Below are 16,180 nucleotides of genomic sequence, written 5' to 3'. Positions count from 1 at the left end.
AAACAAAGAGTTCATAGATGAACTCGGAGACAAAAATGAGGCTCAGAGACAAGACGATCCTGGTCACCGCAGCGGGCCAGGGCATCGGCAAGGCGTCCGCATTGGCCTGTGCGCAGGCTGGGGCGCGTGTCATTGCCACCGACATCAACCCCGAATTGCTGGACGGCCTTCGTCGTGAGGACGAGCGCATCCAGACGCAGGTGCTGGACGTGCGCAGCAGTGAGGCGGTAAGTGCCCTTGCTGCCCAGACGCCAGCGCTGGATGGCCTGTTCAACTGCGCCGGCTTTGTGCACCACGGCACCGTGCTGGAATGCGATGAGGCTGCCTGGGATTTCAGCTTTGACCTCAACGTCAAGGGCGCCTACCGCGTCATCCGCGCGCTGCTGCCGGCGATGCTGGAGAAGATGAGCCGCGAGCACACCGCTGGGTCCATCCTCAACATGGCGTCCATGGCGTCGTCGGTGAAGGGCTTTCCCAACCGCTTTGCGTATGGCACCACCAAGGCGGCTGTGATCGGCATGTCCAAATCCATTGCGGCGGACTACGCGCGCATCGGCCTGCGCTGCAATGCCCTGTGCCCCGGCACGGTGGATACACCTTCGCTGCGGCAGCGCATTGCCGCCGCGCCGGACCCGGTGCAGGCGGAGAAGGACTTCATTGCCCGCCAGCCGCTGGGTCGCCTGGCCACGGTGGATGACATTGCCCCCCTGGTGGTCTATTTGCTGAGCGACGAATCCCGCTTTGTCACCGGCCAGGCCGTGCTGGTGGATGGCGGCGTGACCATCTGACCGCTGCCAGGCCCCGATTCCATGGGTGCGCTGCGAAACTGCAGGGCACCGAGACCGTCTCCCGAAAGGACTTGCTGTGAAACTCTTGCGATACGGCCCGCGTGGCCAGGAGAAGCCCGGCCTGCTGGACGCCGACGGCCGCATCCGCGACCTGTCTGCCGTGGTGGCCGACATCAGCGGTGACGTGCTCACACCAGCCGGGTTGAACCGGCTGCGCGATGTCGACCCGGCCAGCCTGCCGGTGGTGCCGGGCGTTGCACAGCAGGACGTGCGCCTGGGCCCCTGTGTCGGCCAGGTCGGCAAATTCATCTGCATCGGCCTGAACTACGCGGACCACGCCGCCGAATCCGGCATGGCGGTGCCGGTCGAGCCGGTCGTGTTCTCCAAATGGACCAGCGCCATCGTCGGCCCGGACGATGACGTCGAGATTCCCCGTGGCAGCGAGCGCACCGACTGGGAGGTGGAACTGGGTGTGGTGATCGGGCAGGGCGGCCGCTACATCAGCCAGGCCGACGCGCTCTCCCATGTGGCCGGCTATTGCGTGATCAATGACGTGTCCGAGCGCCAGGTGCAGCTGGAGCGTGGCGGCGGCCAGTGGGACAAGGGCAAGGGCCACGACACCTTCGGCCCCATCGGCCCCTGGCTGGTGACCGCCGACGAGGTCCCGGACCCGCAGGATCTGCGCCTGTGGCTGGAGGTCGACGGCAAGCGTTTCCAGGACGGCAGCACCCGCACGATGGTGTTCGGTGTGGCTGCACTGGTGAGCCACCTCAGCCAGTTCATGAGCCTGCAGCCGGGCGACATCATTTCCACCGGCACGCCACCCGGCGTCGGCCTGGGCCAGAAACCGCCGCTTTATCTCAAGGCGGGCCAGGTGATGCGCCTGGGCATCCAGGGCCTGGGCGAACAGCGCCAGCGCACCGTGCAGGCGTGAGTCCTTGAGCGCCTGAACGGTGGGGCGCCTGAGCGCCTGACCGACCGTCTCCCCTACCGCCGCGGCTCCCCGGCCGCGAATGGACAACCCTTTCCGATTCGCAAGCAGACATGGCCATCATCCGCTCGATGCGCGTGCTCGACGTGCGCTTCCCGACCTCCCAACATCTCGATGGCTCCGACGCCATGAACCCGGACCCCGACTACTCGGCCGCCTACGTGGTGCTCGAGACGGATCAACCCGGGCTGGAAGGCCACGGCCTGACCTTCACCATCGGCCGGGGCAATGAGATCTGCTGTGCCGCCATCCGCTCCCTGGCGCCGCTGGTGGTGGGGCTGGACCTGGCCGACATCGCCCGCGAAATGGGCCGCTTCTGGCGCCGCATGACCTCGGACAGCCAGCTCCGCTGGATAGGCCCGGACAAGGGCGCCATCCACCTGGCCACTGGCGCGGTGGTGAACGCCGTCTGGGACCTCTGGGCCAAGGACGAAGGCAAGCCGGTCTGGCAGCTGGTGGCGGACATGACGCCGGAGGAAATGGTCCGGCTCATCGACTTCCGCTACATCCAGGACTGCATCACGCCCGACGAGGCCCTGGCCCTGCTGCGTGAACGCGCGGCAGGCAAGGCCGAACGGTTGGCGGACCTGCAGGCCCATGGCTACCCCTGCTACGTGACCTCCGCGGGTTGGCTGGGTTATGACGATGCCAAGCTGCGCCGCCTGGCCCAGGAAGCGGTGGATGCCGGCTTTGACCACATCAAGCTCAAGGTGGGGCGAGACCTGCAGGACGACATCCGGCGCGTGCGCATCGCCCGTGAGGTGCTGGGGCCGGACCGCCATCTGATGATCGATGCCAACCAGGTCTGGGAGGTGGAGCAGGCCATCGACTGGCTGGGTGAACTGGCCTTTGCCAAGCCCTGGTTCATCGAGGAGCCGACCAGCCCGGACGACGTCGAGGGCCACCGCCGCATCCGCGAAGCCATGAAGGGCGCCATGCAGGTGGCCACCGGCGAGATGTGCCAGAACCGCATCGTCTTCAAGCAATTCATGATGCGGGACGCCATCGATGTGGTGCAGATCGACGCCTGCCGGCTGGGCGGCGTGAACGAGGTGCTGGCGGTGATGCTGATGGCCGCCAAGTACGGGCTCAAGGTCTGCCCGCATGCCGGCGGCGTGGGCCTGTGTGAATACGTGCAGCACCTCTCAATGATCGACTACCTGTGCATCGCAGGCACCAAGGAAGGCCGGGTGATCGAGTATGTGGACCACCTGCACGAACACTTCGTGGACCCCTGCGTCGTGCGAGGCGCCGCCTACCTGCCACCGCAGCGGCCGGGTTATTCGATCCAGATGAAGCCCGAGTCATTGGCGGCTCATACGTTTCGGGGCTGACGCGGACCCGGGCGCACAAGGAGACAGCTTTGGAACACTGCCTGCTGCTGGACCTGAAGGAAGACCCCGCGCTGATCGACGCCTATGAGGCCCATCACCGTGCCGTGTGGCCAGAGGTGCAGGCCCATCTCAAGGCGCACGGGGTGCTGGGCATGCGGATCTACCGCCTGGGCACGCGCTTGTGCATGGTGATGGACACCGACGACCAGCATCACGACCCCGCCGCCATGGCGGCCGAGGCGCTGGCTTCGCCGCGTTTGCGTGAATGGGAGGCGCTGATGGGGCGCTTCCAGCAGGCAACGCCCTGGACCGTGCCCGGCACCAAGTGGACACCCGCCACCCGGATTTTTGACTTCTCTGGCCTGAACCCGCCTTCTGAGCCCGGATGACCGCCGGGGGCCACGCCTTGCCTTGGTGGCATAGTGGCCCCGCCTGACGACCTGATGGCCGTACCGCTTGACCGCCCCATAGAGCGCGGCGAGTGCACCGCAAGACCTGGAGACCAGCGACGTGAGACAGCGCGTGAGACAGGAAGTGGCAGACCCCGTGGAGGCCGGCACCGATGGAGCCGGCGCCCCGGCGGCCGTGCCCATGCTGAGGCTGGCAGGCATCCGCAAGGCATTTGCCGGCGTGACGGTGCTGGACCAGGTGGACTTCGACGTGTTCCCGGGCGAGGTGCATGCCTTGTGCGGCGAGAACGGCGCGGGCAAGTCCACTCTGATGAAGATCATGAGCGGCATCTACCAGCCCGATGGCGGCTCGCTGCTGTGCGGAGGCGAGGAGCGGCGCTTCAGCTCCACCCAGGAGGCCGAGGCCCACGGTGTGGTGATGATCCACCAGGAGCTCAACCTCATCCCCCACCTCACCGTGGCGGAGAACATCTTCCTGGCGCGCGAGCCACGGCGTGGCTGGTTCATCGACCAGCGCCAGTTGCGGGCGGATGCCCAGGCCTGTCTCGACCGGCTGGGCGTGGCCATCTCGCCGCGTTCGGTGGTGCACGGCCTCTCGGTGGCGCAGCAGCAGATGGTGGAGATCGCCAAGGCACTGTCGATGAATGCCTCGGTGCTGATCATGGACGAGCCGACCTCCTCGTTGACCGAATCCGAAACCGCCCAGCTGTTCAAGGTGGTGCGTGAACTCAAGGCCGCTGGTGTTGGCGTGGTCTACATCTCCCACCGGCTGGACGAGATGGCGCAGATCGTGGACCGGGTGACGGTGCTGCGCGATGGCAAGCGGGTGGGCCACAGCCGGTTTGGCGAAACCAGTGTCGACGAGATCGTCGCGCGGATGGTGGGGCGGCCACTGGAGGACAAGTTCCCGGCCCGCCGCAGCGTGCCCACCAACGACACGCTGCTGGCGGTGCGGGACCTGTGCCGGCCGGGTGTGTTTTCGCCGGTGAGTTTCGAGCTCAAGCGCGGCGAGATCCTGGGCTTTGCCGGGCTGATGGGGGCTGGCCGCACCGAGGTGGCACGGGCCCTCTTCGGGGCGGACCCCAACTGCGGGGGCGAGGTGCGTCTGCAGGGCCGGACGCTGCGCATCCGCTCACCCCGGGATGCGATCCGCGAGGGCATCGCCTATGTGTCCGAAGACCGCAAGGCCACCGGCCTGGCGGTGAAGATGACGGTGGCGGAGAACATCACCATGGCCCACCTGGGCCGCGTGTGTCGACGCTTCGGTTTCATCCGGCGTGGGGTGGAACGCCGGACGGCGCAGGAGTTCATCGAGCGCCTGGGCATCCGTACCGCTGGCCCGCATCAGGTGGCGCGCCTGCTCTCCGGGGGCAACCAGCAGAAGGTGGTGATCGCCAAATGGCTGTTCCGCCAGCCCCGGGTGATCATCTTCGACGAGCCCACACGCGGCATTGACGTGGGGGCCAAGTATTCGATCTACGAGCTGATGGACCAACTGGCCACCGAAGGCATTGGCGTGATCCTCATCAGTTCCGAGCTGCCCGAGATCCTGGGCATGACAGACCGCGTGGCCGTCTTCCACGAGGGGCATCTCGTGCAGACGCTGCCCACCCGGGCCACCGACCAGGAAGAAATCATGCACTACGCCTCCGGCCGTGGCCCCACGAGCCGTCCCCAGGACCTGCCCGCCGGCCGGGCCTTCTTGCAAGCCCTCCCATCATGAATGACCGTCGCAAAGACCTGATCCAGAAATTCGCCGCGTTGGCCGGACTGCTGCTGCTGGTGGCCGTGTTCTCCGCCACCAGTGACGCCTTCTTCAGCGTGGGCAACGGCATGACCGTCGCCCTGCAGGTGACCTCCATCGCCTTGCTGGGCGTGGGGGCCACCTACGTCATCATCGCGGGCGGCATCGACCTGTCCGTGGGTTCGGTGCTGGCCCTGGCCGGTGTGCTGGCGGCGATGGCGGTGAAGGCCGGTGTGCCGGTTCCCCTGGGCATGGCGCTGGGCGTGCTGGGTGGCGCGGTGTGCGGGGCGCTGAATGGCTTGCTGGTCACCAAGGCGAAGCTGCCGCCCTTCATTGCCACGCTGGGCATGATGCTGGTGGCACGTGGCGTGGCGCTGCAGATCACGGGGGCGCGGGCCATCTCCGGCCTGGGCGAGTCCTTCGGCGTGCTGGGCAACGGCTCGCTGTTCCGGGTGGAGCACATCGATGCGCAGGGTTTCCCGGAGGTGGTGTTCCCGGGCATTCCGTATCCGGTCGTGCTGATGGTGCTGATCGCGGTGGCGGCCTCCGTGCTGCTCACGCGCACCCGCCTGGGCCGTCATATCCATGCGGTCGGTTCCAACGCCGAGGCGGCGCGCCTGTCTGGCGTGGCCGTCGACCGGGTGGTTCTGTTCACCTATGTGGTTTCCGGCGCACTGGCCGGGCTGACCGGTTGCGTGCTGATGTCACGCCTGGTGACGGCCCAGCCCAACGAAGGCGTGATGTATGAGCTGGATGCCATCGCGGCCTCCGTCATTGGCGGCACCTCGCTGATCGGCGGCGTGGGCACGATTTCCGGCACCGCCATCGGGTCGTTCGTCATCGGCATCCTGCGCAACGGACTCAACATGAACGGCGTATCCGCTTTCACCCAACAGATCATCATCGGCCTGGTCATCCTGCTCACGGTGTGGATTGACCAATTGCGCAACCGGCGGTGACCTTCGACCTTCCATCCCGTGCCAATGTTCCCTAGGAGACAACCATGACAAATGCGAAGAGCACCGAGAGCACCAACAGCGAGATGAACACCGCCCGCGACCCGGGCCGTATGACGGTCCGCGGCTTCATCCAGCGCCTGGCGGGCGTGGCAGCACTGGGGGCGCTGGGCTGCGCCGTTGGTGGCGCCGGGGCCGCCCAGGCCGGGGAGATCGCCGTCATCGTGAAGACGACCAATTCCACCTTCTGGCAGAACGTGAACAAGGGCGCCGCTGCCGGCCTGAAGGAATCCAAGGGCGGCCACACCATGACCTTTTCGGGCCCGGCCGCCGAATCCGCCATTGCGGAGCAGGTGAACCTGGTGGAGAACGCGGTGAACCGCAAGGTGGCCGGCATCGTGCTGGCGCCGTCCGACCCGGATGCCCTGATCCCGGCCATCAAGAAAGCCTGGGAGGCCCGCATTCCGGTGGTGCTGATCGACTCCATGGTGTCTGACGCGGGCAAGGCCTATTACCAGTCCTTCCTGGCCACGGACAACGCGCTGGCCGGGGAACTCTGCGCCAAGCAGCTGATCGCCAAGGTGGGCACCACCGGGAAGATCGCCATCATGTCCTACGTCGCCGGGGCGGGCTCGGAGATCGGCCGGGTGGGGGCCTTCAAGAAGTACATCGAGACCCAGTCCAAGCTGCAGATCGTGGGGCCGTTCTATTCGCAGTCGCAGATGGCCACCGCGCTGAACCAGACCACCGACGTGCTGGCTTCCAATCCGGACCTCAAGGGCATCTTTGGCGCCAATGAGCCGACGGCCGTCGGCATGGGGCGCGCGCTGGTGCAGTCCGGCAAGGCCGGCAAAGTGGTGGCGGTGGGCTTCGATGGCAACGAGGATCTGCAGAAGTTCGTCAAGGAGGGCACGCTGGAGGCCACCGCCGTGCAAGGCTCCTACCAGATGGGCTTTCTGGGCGTGAAGACGGTGGCGGATGTCATTGCCGGCCAGAAAGTGCCCAAGGTGCTGGATACCGGCGTGGTGATGGTGACCAAGTCCAACATCGACAAGCCGGAAGCCAAGAACGTCCTGTACTGAGCGCTTTTGTCGTTTTGCTTCAGGGGGTGTGAATGAAGGTCACGGATGTGAAGCCCATCGCCGATGGGCATCTCAAGCTGACGCGCTTCGGCCTGGGTGGCGCGGCACTGGCCGGGCTCTATCAAGCCGCGCCAGCCCAGGATGCCCTGGACACGCTGCGGGCCGCCTGGGCGGCGGGGCTGCGCTACATCGACACGGCGCCTTATTACGGCCATGGTCTGAGCGAACACCGCGTGGGTGCCTTCCTTCGCGAGCAGCCGCGCGACAGTTTTGTGATCAGCACCAAGGTGGGCCGGCTGCTGCGGCCGGATGCCAGCGTGCGGCCCATGGACAACGGCTGGGCGGCGCCACTGCCGTTCCGGCCGGTCCATGACTACAGCTACGACGGCGTGATGCACTCCTTCGAGGACAGCCTGCAGCGGCTGGGCCTGGCGCGTATCGACATCCTGTTTGTGCATGACATCGGGCGCTATACCCATCGGGAGGCGCATGCCGTTCACTGGCATGCGCTCACGCGGGGCGGCGGCTTCCGGGCCTTGGAGCAACTCCGCGAGGCCGGGCGCATCCAGGGTTTTGGTCTGGGCGTCAACGAAACCCAGGTGGTGCTGGACAGCATGCAGGAGGCGCGGCTGGACTGCACGCTGCTGGCGGGGCGCTATACCCTGCTGGAGCAACACAGCCTGGCGCTGCTGCAAGCCTGCCAGCAGCAGGGTAATGCGGTGGTGGTGGGCGGACCCTTCAATTCGGGGCTGCTGGCCGGCAACGGCAAGTTCGATTACAGCGATGCCCCGCCCGAGGTGCTGGCCCGTGCGGACGCGTTGCGCGAGACCTGCGCAAGCTTCGACGTGCCGTTGCAGGCAGCGGCCCTGCAGTTTCCGCTGGCACACCCGGCAGTGGTGGCCTGCCTGTCGGGCATGCGCTCGGCGGCGCAGGTGCGGGAGAACGTCGCGTGGTTTGAACGGGACATCCCCTCCGCCATGTGGCGGGCGCTGCGGGAGCGCGGTCTGATCGATGCCGACGCGCCAGTGCCGGGCGACGGAGCGGCGCCATGAACGCGCCCGCCACACGCGCCGGCCGTTCCTGGCGCGTTGATGCCCATCAGCACTTCTGGCAGTTGGCCGACCGAGTGGGTGAATGGCCACCGGCCTCGCTGGCCGCGATCCATCGGGATTTCGGGCCGGCCGATCTGCAGCCGCTGCGGCAGCGGGCCGGTGTTGACGGCACCGTCCTGGTTCAATCCCTGCCCACCGAGCAGGACACCCATTGGATGCTGTCGCTGGCGGACCGGCATGACTTCATCTGGGGCGTGGTGGGCTGGACAGACATGAAGGCACCAGATGCAGCGGTGCGTGTGGCGGCACTGGCCCGGCATCCCAAGCTGCGGGGCCTGCGCCCGATGCTGCAGGGGCTGTCGCCGGACGACTGGATTGCGGACACCGCCGTGGACCCGGCCGCGCACGCCATGGTGGCGCACGGGCTGGTGTTTGACGCGCTCGTGCTGCCTCGACAACTGGCCGCGCTGGAGGTCTTCGCCCGTCGGCATCCGGACTTGCCCATCGTCATTGACCACGGCGCCAAACCCTTGATCGCCACCGGCGAGCTTGAACCGTGGCGCACCCAGATGGCGCGTTTGTCCGCGCTTCCCCAGGTGTGTTGCAAGCTCTCCGGGCTGCTGACCGAAGCGGGCGATCGGGCCAACGCCGAAGCGCTGCGGCCGTTTGTGGCCGCGTTGCTGGATCTCTTCGGCCCGCAGCGCTTGTTGTGGGGGAGCGACTGGCCGGTGCTGTGCGTGGCGGGCGGTTATCAGTCCTGGCTGGACATGAGCCGCGGGCTCCTGGAAACCTTGGTGCCCGGCCTGACGGATGCCGACCATGCGGCGGTATTTGGCGGCAATGCGGTGCAGCTGTATGGCCTTCAACCTGTCGCGCCCGTGGCCCCGCTGGCACCCGTGGTCTGAACTCGGGCGGCCAACCCCAACACCGATCAACCCTGGACCCCTACAACGCCATGCTGACCGTCATCTGCGAGTCCCCCGGCCATCTGCAGGCGCTTGAGCGCCCGCGCCCTGAACGGGCGCCGGGCGAGGTGCTGTTGCGGGTTAAACGGGTGGGTGTGTGCGGCACCGACCTGCACATCTTCACCGGCAATCAACCCTATCTCGCTTACCCACGGGTCATGGGGCATGAACTCTCCGGGCTGGTGGAGGAGGCGGATGCGCAGAGCGGGCTGTCGCCAGGTGATGCGGTCCACGTCATGCCTTATCTCTCCTGCGGACACTGCGTGGCATGCCGCCAGGGCAAGACCAACTGTTGCGTCCGCATCCAGGTGCTGGGCGTGCATCGGGATGGCGCCTTCACCGAATTTCTGAGTGTGCCGCAGGCCTTTGTGCACCGCGCCGAGGGTGTCTCCCTGGACCAGGCCGCCATGGTCGAGTTCCTGGCCATTGGTGCGCATGCGGTGCGCCGGGCCAGCGTGGGCACCGGGGAACGGGTACTGGTCGTCGGGGCCGGGCCCATTGGCCTGGCGGCGATGATCTTCTCGCGCCTGCGCGGAGCGGTGGTCACCGCCATTGACGGACGGCAAGATCGACTGGATTTTGCGCTTCACGAGGTGGGGGTGGCGGCGACGGTACGGCTGGGCGAGGGCGATGAAGCCGAACTCGCCCGCCTGACCGACGGCGAGTTCTTCGACGTGGTGTTTGACGCCACCGGCAATCTCGCCGCGATGGAACGGGGTTTCCGTTTCATCGCGCATGGGGGGCGCTATGTGCTGGTGTCCATCGTGCAGGGCGAGGTGAAGTTCTCCGATCCCGAATTCCACAAGCGGGAGGCCACGCTGCTGAGCAGCCGCAACGCCACCACGGAAGACTTCCGTACGGTGATGGACGCCTTGCGCGCCGGCCAGGTGCCGGATCGGGCACTGGCCACCCATCGACTGACGCTGGCGGAGGTGCCGACCGGTTTCTCCCGGTTGCTGGATCCCGCTGAGGGCGTGATCAAGGCCATCGTGGAATGCTGAGGTGGCCATGAGCGGCGGTTTCCCCATCCTGCAGTTCGGCACCAGCCGGTTTTTGCAGGCGCATGTGGACTTGTTTGTCTCCGAGGCACAGGCCTGGAAGGGCGCTCTAGGCGGCATCACCGTGGTGCAGACCACGGCCAATCCCGCGAGCACCGAGCGCGTTCGCGCCATGGCGCGTGCTGACGGCTTTGACGTGCTGGTACGGGGGCTGGTGGACGGACGCCCTGTGAAGACACGCACCGTCTGCCGGTCCGTGGGCGAAGCGTTGGAGGCGCGGACGCAGTGGCCACTGGTGCGACAGCGGATGCGGGAGGACGTGCGCGTCATCGTGTCCAACACCGGGGACAGTGGCTGGGTGTCGCATCAAGGAGACCATGCAGGTCTGCTGGCGCCCGACGCCGCCGCGCCCCAAGGCTTCCCGGCCAAGCTGGTGGTGCTGCTGCATGACCGCTGGCGCCACCGACCCGAACTGCCGCCGTCGGTGCTGCCTTGTGAACTGGTGTCGGCCAATGGCACGCGGTTGCGGGATCTGGTGACGGGGATTGCGCAGGCATGGTGCCTGGATCAAGGCGCTGCGGAAGAAACGGCTTCAGCAGGACCGCCGTCGGAGCGTTCCTCTCCTGCGGTCCGTTCCCGTTTCGCGGATTGGCTTCGAACCCATGTGGTGTGGGCGAACTCGCTGGTGGATCGCATTGTGTCCGAGGCCCTGGTGCCCGTGGGCGCGGTGGCGGAGCCTTACGCGTTGTGGGCCATCGAACGCCAGCCTGGGCTGGTGCTGCCATGCCAGCATCCGGCCATCGTGCTGACGGACGATCTGGCGCGCTTCGAGCGGCTCAAACTCTTCCTGCTGAACCTCGGCCACACGCTCCTGGCGGACCTGTGGCGAAACGGCGGCCATCCGGTAGACATGACGGTGCTGCAGGCCATGCAGGAGCCAAGCATGCGAGACGTGCTGGAGGCGGTGTGGCGTGACGAGGTGCTGCCGCTGCTGGATGCCATGGGGCAGGGTGATGAGGCGCGGACGTATCTGGGGACCTTGCGGGACCGCCTGCTCAACCCATTCCTGGCGCACCGGTTGGCGGATATTGCCCAGAACCATGCGCAGAAGCTGGAACGGCGAGTGGCCCCGCTCGTGGCGCTGGCTCACGAGCAACTGCCTGGTCTGGACCAACCCAGGTTGCGAGCCCTGCTGGCGGCCCAGGCGTGAAGGAGCCATTTGATGGAACAGGTATTGGATGAACGCAGCTTGCTGGTGCTGCACGAGGCGGACAACGTGGCTGTGGCGCGCGTGGATCTGGCTGCCGGGGCGTTCGTGATGCGAGGGCGCCGGCACCAGACCGGTGCCGCCGCCGCAGCCGGCCGGCTGTCCATACGCGAGCCTGTTGCTGCCGGACACAAGGTGGCGCTTCGGTCCATTGCGCCTGGGGAGCTGGTGCGAAAGTTCGGACAGCCCATTGGTGTGGCACGCCAGGCCATCGCACCCGGGGACCACGTGCATGTGCACAACCTGGAGGCCGGTGAATCCCACCCGGACCATGGCATCGGTCGAGCGTATGTGCCCACCGAGCCGATTCGGCCTGCCGCCACGTTTGAAGGTTATGTGCGCGCCGATCTGCGGGTGGGAACGCGCAACTACGTGGGCATCATCTCCACGGTGAACTGCTCCGCGACCGCCTGCAAGGCGATTGCGCAGACCTTCGCCGGCCCGGCATTGGCCGAGTACCCTGGCGTGGACGGGGTGGTGGCAATCACTCACGGCGGCGGCTGCGGCACCAGCGCGCAGGGGGAGGGCATCGAGCTGTTGCAGCGCACCTTGCGCGGTTATGCGGAACATCCCAACTTCTCGGCGGTGCTGGTGCTGGGGCTGGGGTGTGAGGTCAACCAGGTGGATGCGCTGGTGGCCGGGATGGCGCTGCCGCCGGGCCGGTTGCGCACGCTGACCGTTCAGGATGCTGGTGGCACGCGGGAGGCGGTGGCGCAGGGCGTGGCCATCGTGCAGGAGCTGCTGGTGGAGGCGGGCCGGGCGCGCCGCAGCACGGTGCCAGCCTCCCAGCTGGTGGTGGGGCTGCAGTGTGGCGGCTCCGATGGCTATTCCGGCATCAGCGCCAATCCGGCGCTGGGCGCCGCAGTGGACCTGCTGGTTCGACATGGAGGCACGGCGGTGCTCTCGGAAACGCCGGAGATCTACGGCGCGGAACATTTGCTGACTGCGCGGGCCGCCTCAACGGCCGTGGCAGAGGGCCTGCTCACGCGCCTGCGCTGGTGGGAGGCCTACACCGCGCGTCATGGTGCGGCGATGGACAACAACCCATCGCCGGGCAACAAGGCGGGTGGCATCACCACCATCCTGGAGAAGTCGCTGGGCGCAGTGGCCAAGGGCGGCGGCAGTGGGTTGATGGACGTGCTGGGTTATGCCGAGCCGGTGCGCAGCCAAGGCCTGGTCTTCATGGATACGCCGGGTTATGACCCGGTATCGGCCACCGGGCAGGTGGCGGGCGGTGCCAACCTGATCTGCTTCACCACCGGGCGCGGCTCCACCTACGGCTGCAAGCCCACGCCCTCATTGAAGATCGCCACCAACACGGCGATGTACCAGCGCATGAGCCTGGACATGGACTTCAATGCCGGTGAGATTGTCGATGGCACGCTCAGCGTGGCAGAGGCGGGCGAGCGACTCTTCCGACTAATGCTGGCCACCGCGTCGGGGAAGCACACGCTCAGCGAGGAGAACGGCTTGGGGGACAACGAGTTCGTACCCTGGCAGCTGGGCGCCGTTCTTTGAGAGGGTTGGTGCGCAGGTATCGGTGGGATGGCTAGGTTCGCCCTCCGTCATCGAGGATTTGCCACCGCGAGTGGCCAGTGCATATCGTGTGTACGAGAGCTCAGGCGAATGGGTAGGGGCCGGGTGATTCGCCCACCAGGCTGGTGTGGCTGAGCATGCCCAGGTGCTCGTCCCACAGGTGCAGCATGCAGCCGCGTGGGCCTGCATGGCTGCTGGGCAAGGCGTTGGGCAGCAGCTGCAGGTCGATTTCGGTGACGGTGCTGGGGCAGGCGCACACCACGGTGCCGGCCCAGCGGCGCAACATGGAACGGTGTACATGGCCGCACAACACCAGCTCGATGTTGCTGTAGCGCTGCAGCACGGCGGCCAACGGCGCCGGGTCGATGTAGCGATATTCGTCCATGTAGGGAATGCCGCAGACAAACGGGGGGTGGTGCAGCATCACCACCGTGGGTTTGACGGGGTTGCTCTCCAGCACGCCGTCGAGCCACGCCAGGCCGTCCGCATCGATGTGGCCGTGGTGAAGCGTGGGAACACATGAGTCCAGCCCGATGAAGCGAACAGCGTAGTCGTCCACGCAGTAGTGCAGGGGGCCTTCCGCGGGCAGATAGCCGTGGTCCTGGAATGCGGCCCGGAAATTCTCGCGATGGTCGTGGTTGCCGGGAATGACCAGGTAAGGCATGGGCAGGCGGGCCAGCAACGCTCGGGCCACCGCATATTCCTCAGGGCGACCTTCATCGACCAGATCACCGGTGACCAGGACCAGGTCGGGCCGCTTGTCGATGCGCAGCAGATGATCGATGGCTTCGATGAGCGCCTGGTTCGAGTCGACGACGCCTTGATACAGCACGCCGTGCGCACGGACATGTGGATCGGACAATTGGCCTATCAGCATTTGCATACTCCCTGCGCCGAAGCGTACTACGGGAGGAGGTGAATGGCCGGACCGTCATGGACGGTCCTCCTCGTATTGCACGGCGCCGTCGATAGGCTGCAGCCACGGCTCCCGCCGCTTCACCCACAGCTCATAGCTGGGCTTCAGGCCGCTGGGTACATCCGACAGGCTGCCCAGCTTGATCTCCGCTTCGTGTTCATCGACCGAGAACATCGGCGACCCACAGCGTGGGCAGAAGTGCTGCCCGCGTGATTCGGTGGTCTGGCCACTGTGCTCGAACTGCGCCACCGGCCAGACGGCATAGAAGGTGAACGCCGAGCCGCTTTCCTTGTGGCAGTTGGCGCAGTGGCAGATGCCCACGCGCAGCGGCTCACCCCGGACAGCGACCCGGACCTGGCCACAAAGGCATGTTGCGCTACGGTGCTGGGTCATGCACCGTTGTCCACCCTGGCGGCGTCGGCGTCAAGCCCGCAGCTTGAATACCCGTACGGTCTGCGCCAGCTGCTCCGCCTGGTGCCGCAGGCTGTCTGCCGCTGCCGCGCTTTCTTCAACCAGTGCGGCGTTCTGTTGCGTCACCTGGTCCAGCTGCGCCACCGCGTCGCCCACCTGGCTGATGCCGGAGGTCTGCTCGGTGGTGGAGTGGGAAATCTCGCCCAGCAGGTCGTTGACCTTCTGCACCTGGGCCACGATGGAGGTCATGCTGCGGCCGGCGTCGTCCACCAGGCGTGTACCGGCTTCCACCTTCTGCGAGCTGTCCTCGATCAATTGCTTGATCTCCTTGGCCGCACCCGCCGAGCGTTGCGCCAGCGTGCGCACTTCCGCTGCCACCACCGCGAAGCCGCGGCCCTGCTCGCCGGCACGGGCGGCTTCCACTGCCGCGTTCAGCGCCAGGATGTTGGTCTGGAAGGCGATGCCGTCGATCACACCGATGATGTCGGTAATGCGGCGCGACGAGGTGACGATGTCCTGCATGGTCGTGACCACATTGCCCACCACCACGCCACCGCCGGCAGCCGCTGTCGACGCCTCGCCAGCCAGACGGGCGGCTTCCTTGGCGGTGTCGGCATTGCTGCGCACGGTGCTGGTCAGTTCCTCCATCGAGGCCGCCGTTTCTTCCAGGTTGGCCGCCTGTTCTTCGGTGCGCTGGCTCAGGTCCGCATTGCCGTTGGCGATCTGGCTGGAGCCCGAAGCGATGTGCTCGCTGCCTTGACGCACAGAACTCACGATGCGGGCCAGCGAGAGCTGCATCTGCTGTGTGGCGTTCAGCATGTCGGCCACTTCGCCGCGGCCGACCACCTGGATGTCCTGCGAGAGATCGCCTTCACCGATGGCCTTGACCGCCTGTATGGCCTGGCCCAGCGAACGGCGAATGCCCGACACCATCAGCCAGGCAAAGACGCCCAGCAGTGTCAGGCCGGCGATGCCGGACACGATGATGGTCCAGCGGTAGGCGGCGATCATCGCGGCGGCTTCTTCACCATGCTCCCCGGCGCGGCGCGCCTGGTAGGCCACCATCTTGTCGGCCATCCCGTTGTACTTCTCCATCAACGGCGCATAGCTGCTGAGCGCGAGCGACTTGGCCTGTGCCAGGTCGCCAGCCTTCTTCAGGGCCAGTGCCTTGTCGCGGGCCTCCATGTAGGGCTTGCGCGCCGTGGCGAGTTCCTCAAGGATGCTCAACCCTTCGGGCGACTTTTCCAGCTCGGTATAGCGCTTCTGCGCAGCAGATGTGTCGGCCGTGGTGGCAGCCATCACGTCCTTGAAATAGTTCTGAAGCTCGTCGCCATCGGAGAGGATGACGGCGAACACACGGGTCGAATTGACCGCGATGTTGTTGCGCCAGCGCTGGGCCAGCTGCAGAAGCTCGACCTGCTCGTTGGCCAGTTCGTCGACCGTCTGGCCCAAAGCCTTCACGCGGACCAGGCTGATGGCGCTGATGCCCAGCAGGATGGCGGCGGCGAGGCCGACCAGCAGGACAAACTGCTGCGCGATGCTGAGCCGCGCGCTCAGGGTTCCGTGACTGTGCGTGGTATTCAAGGTGTGCTCCCAATAAAGCCCCGGGGGCCTCGCGATGGACCATCGCGAATCGTCGACGCGCTTGTGACTTTGCGCGTTCGATCGATGGTGTCTACTCCCTGACATCCACGTTGCAAATGGTAGCGCTATCAGGCTCGTCACCATCC

Annotated in this window: 15 protein-coding genes; 12 read left to right on the top strand and 3 right to left on the bottom strand. The window is 66.5% G+C overall.

Translation table 11 applies throughout. The features are described from left to right. The first annotated feature begins 35 nt into the window (after window positions 1-35). The 12 genes from BMY53_RS23825 (at window position 36) to BMY53_RS23770 (ending at window position 13,105) form a co-directional block, all read left to right on the top strand. The gene (locus BMY53_RS23825) at window positions 36-788 is read left to right on the top strand and encodes an SDR family oxidoreductase (protein WP_092949417.1); all 753 of its coding nucleotides are present in this window, start codon (window positions 36-38) and stop codon (window positions 786-788) included. A 76-nt stretch (window positions 789-864) separates the two neighbouring features. Then, window positions 865-1,722, top strand: coding sequence for an ureidoglycolate lyase (locus tag BMY53_RS23820; protein ID WP_092949415.1), 858 nt, complete (start codon window positions 865-867; stop codon window positions 1,720-1,722). Window positions 1,723-1,832: 110 nt separating this feature from the next. Further along, window positions 1,833-3,113, top strand: a complete 1,281-nt coding sequence (locus tag BMY53_RS23815) for an L-fuconate dehydratase (protein WP_092949413.1) — start codon at window positions 1,833-1,835, stop codon at window positions 3,111-3,113. 29 nt (window positions 3,114-3,142) lie between these two features. Further along, window positions 3,143-3,502, top strand: a complete 360-nt coding sequence (locus BMY53_RS23810; protein WP_092949411.1) for an L-rhamnose mutarotase — start codon at window positions 3,143-3,145, stop codon at window positions 3,500-3,502. A 202-nt stretch (window positions 3,503-3,704) separates the two neighbouring features. Beyond that, the gene (locus tag BMY53_RS23805) at window positions 3,705-5,246 is read left to right on the top strand and encodes a sugar ABC transporter ATP-binding protein (RefSeq protein ID WP_092949479.1); all 1,542 of its coding nucleotides are present in this window, start codon (window positions 3,705-3,707) and stop codon (window positions 5,244-5,246) included. Further along, complete coding sequence (locus BMY53_RS23800; RefSeq protein ID WP_092949409.1) at window positions 5,243-6,226, top strand: ABC transporter permease; 984 nt, start codon at window positions 5,243-5,245, stop codon at window positions 6,224-6,226. Before BMY53_RS23805 ends, BMY53_RS23800 begins: the two co-directional genes overlap by 4 nt. Window positions 6,227-6,336: 110 nt before the next feature. Further along, the gene (locus tag BMY53_RS23795; RefSeq protein ID WP_092949477.1) at window positions 6,337-7,305 is read left to right on the top strand and encodes an ABC transporter substrate-binding protein; all 969 of its coding nucleotides are present in this window, start codon (window positions 6,337-6,339) and stop codon (window positions 7,303-7,305) included. Between the two features lie 32 nt (window positions 7,306-7,337). Further along, a complete protein-coding gene (locus BMY53_RS23790) occupies window positions 7,338-8,357 on the top strand; it encodes an aldo/keto reductase (protein ID WP_092949407.1) in 1,020 nt (339 codons plus the stop codon). Next, window positions 8,354-9,262 (top strand): amidohydrolase family protein, encoded by a 909-nt coding sequence (locus BMY53_RS23785; protein ID WP_092949406.1) that lies wholly within the window; start codon window positions 8,354-8,356, stop codon window positions 9,260-9,262. Before BMY53_RS23790 ends, BMY53_RS23785 begins: the two co-directional genes overlap by 4 nt. Window positions 9,263-9,312: 50 nt before the next feature. Beyond that, window positions 9,313-10,323, top strand: a complete 1,011-nt coding sequence (locus tag BMY53_RS23780) for a zinc-binding alcohol dehydrogenase family protein (protein ID WP_092949404.1) — start codon at window positions 9,313-9,315, stop codon at window positions 10,321-10,323. Window positions 10,324-10,330: 7 nt separating this feature from the next. Further along, complete coding sequence (locus tag BMY53_RS23775; protein WP_092949475.1) at window positions 10,331-11,530, top strand: mannitol dehydrogenase family protein; 1,200 nt, start codon at window positions 10,331-10,333, stop codon at window positions 11,528-11,530. 12 nt (window positions 11,531-11,542) lie between these two features. Next, window positions 11,543-13,105: a UxaA family hydrolase gene (locus tag BMY53_RS23770; RefSeq protein ID WP_092949402.1), complete on the top strand. Its 1,563-nt coding sequence runs from the start codon at window positions 11,543-11,545 to the stop codon at window positions 13,103-13,105. A 100-nt stretch (window positions 13,106-13,205) separates the two neighbouring features. On the opposite strand, the gene BMY53_RS23765 is transcribed toward BMY53_RS23770, so the two are convergent. From BMY53_RS23765 to BMY53_RS23755, 3 genes are read right to left on the bottom strand one after another with little or no spacing between them, the layout of a single operon-like run. Then, a complete protein-coding gene (locus BMY53_RS23765; protein ID WP_092949400.1) occupies window positions 13,206-14,000 on the bottom strand; it encodes a phosphodiesterase in 795 nt (264 codons plus the stop codon). Window positions 14,001-14,054: 54 nt separating this feature from the next. Beyond that, window positions 14,055-14,432 (bottom strand): GFA family protein, encoded by a 378-nt coding sequence (locus BMY53_RS23760; RefSeq protein WP_092949398.1) that lies wholly within the window; start codon window positions 14,430-14,432, stop codon window positions 14,055-14,057. 30 nt (window positions 14,433-14,462) lie between these two features. Then, a complete protein-coding gene (locus BMY53_RS23755; protein WP_255370355.1) occupies window positions 14,463-16,034 on the bottom strand; it encodes a methyl-accepting chemotaxis protein in 1,572 nt (523 codons plus the stop codon). Window positions 16,035-16,180 lie beyond the last annotated feature (146 nt).

This window comes from Roseateles sp. YR242, from assembly GCF_900109745.1.
Lineage (GTDB): Bacteria > Pseudomonadota > Gammaproteobacteria > Burkholderiales > Burkholderiaceae_C > Roseateles.
The sequence above is the reverse complement of the archived record's forward strand: the minus strand, read 5'-3'. Positions and strand labels throughout refer to the sequence as shown.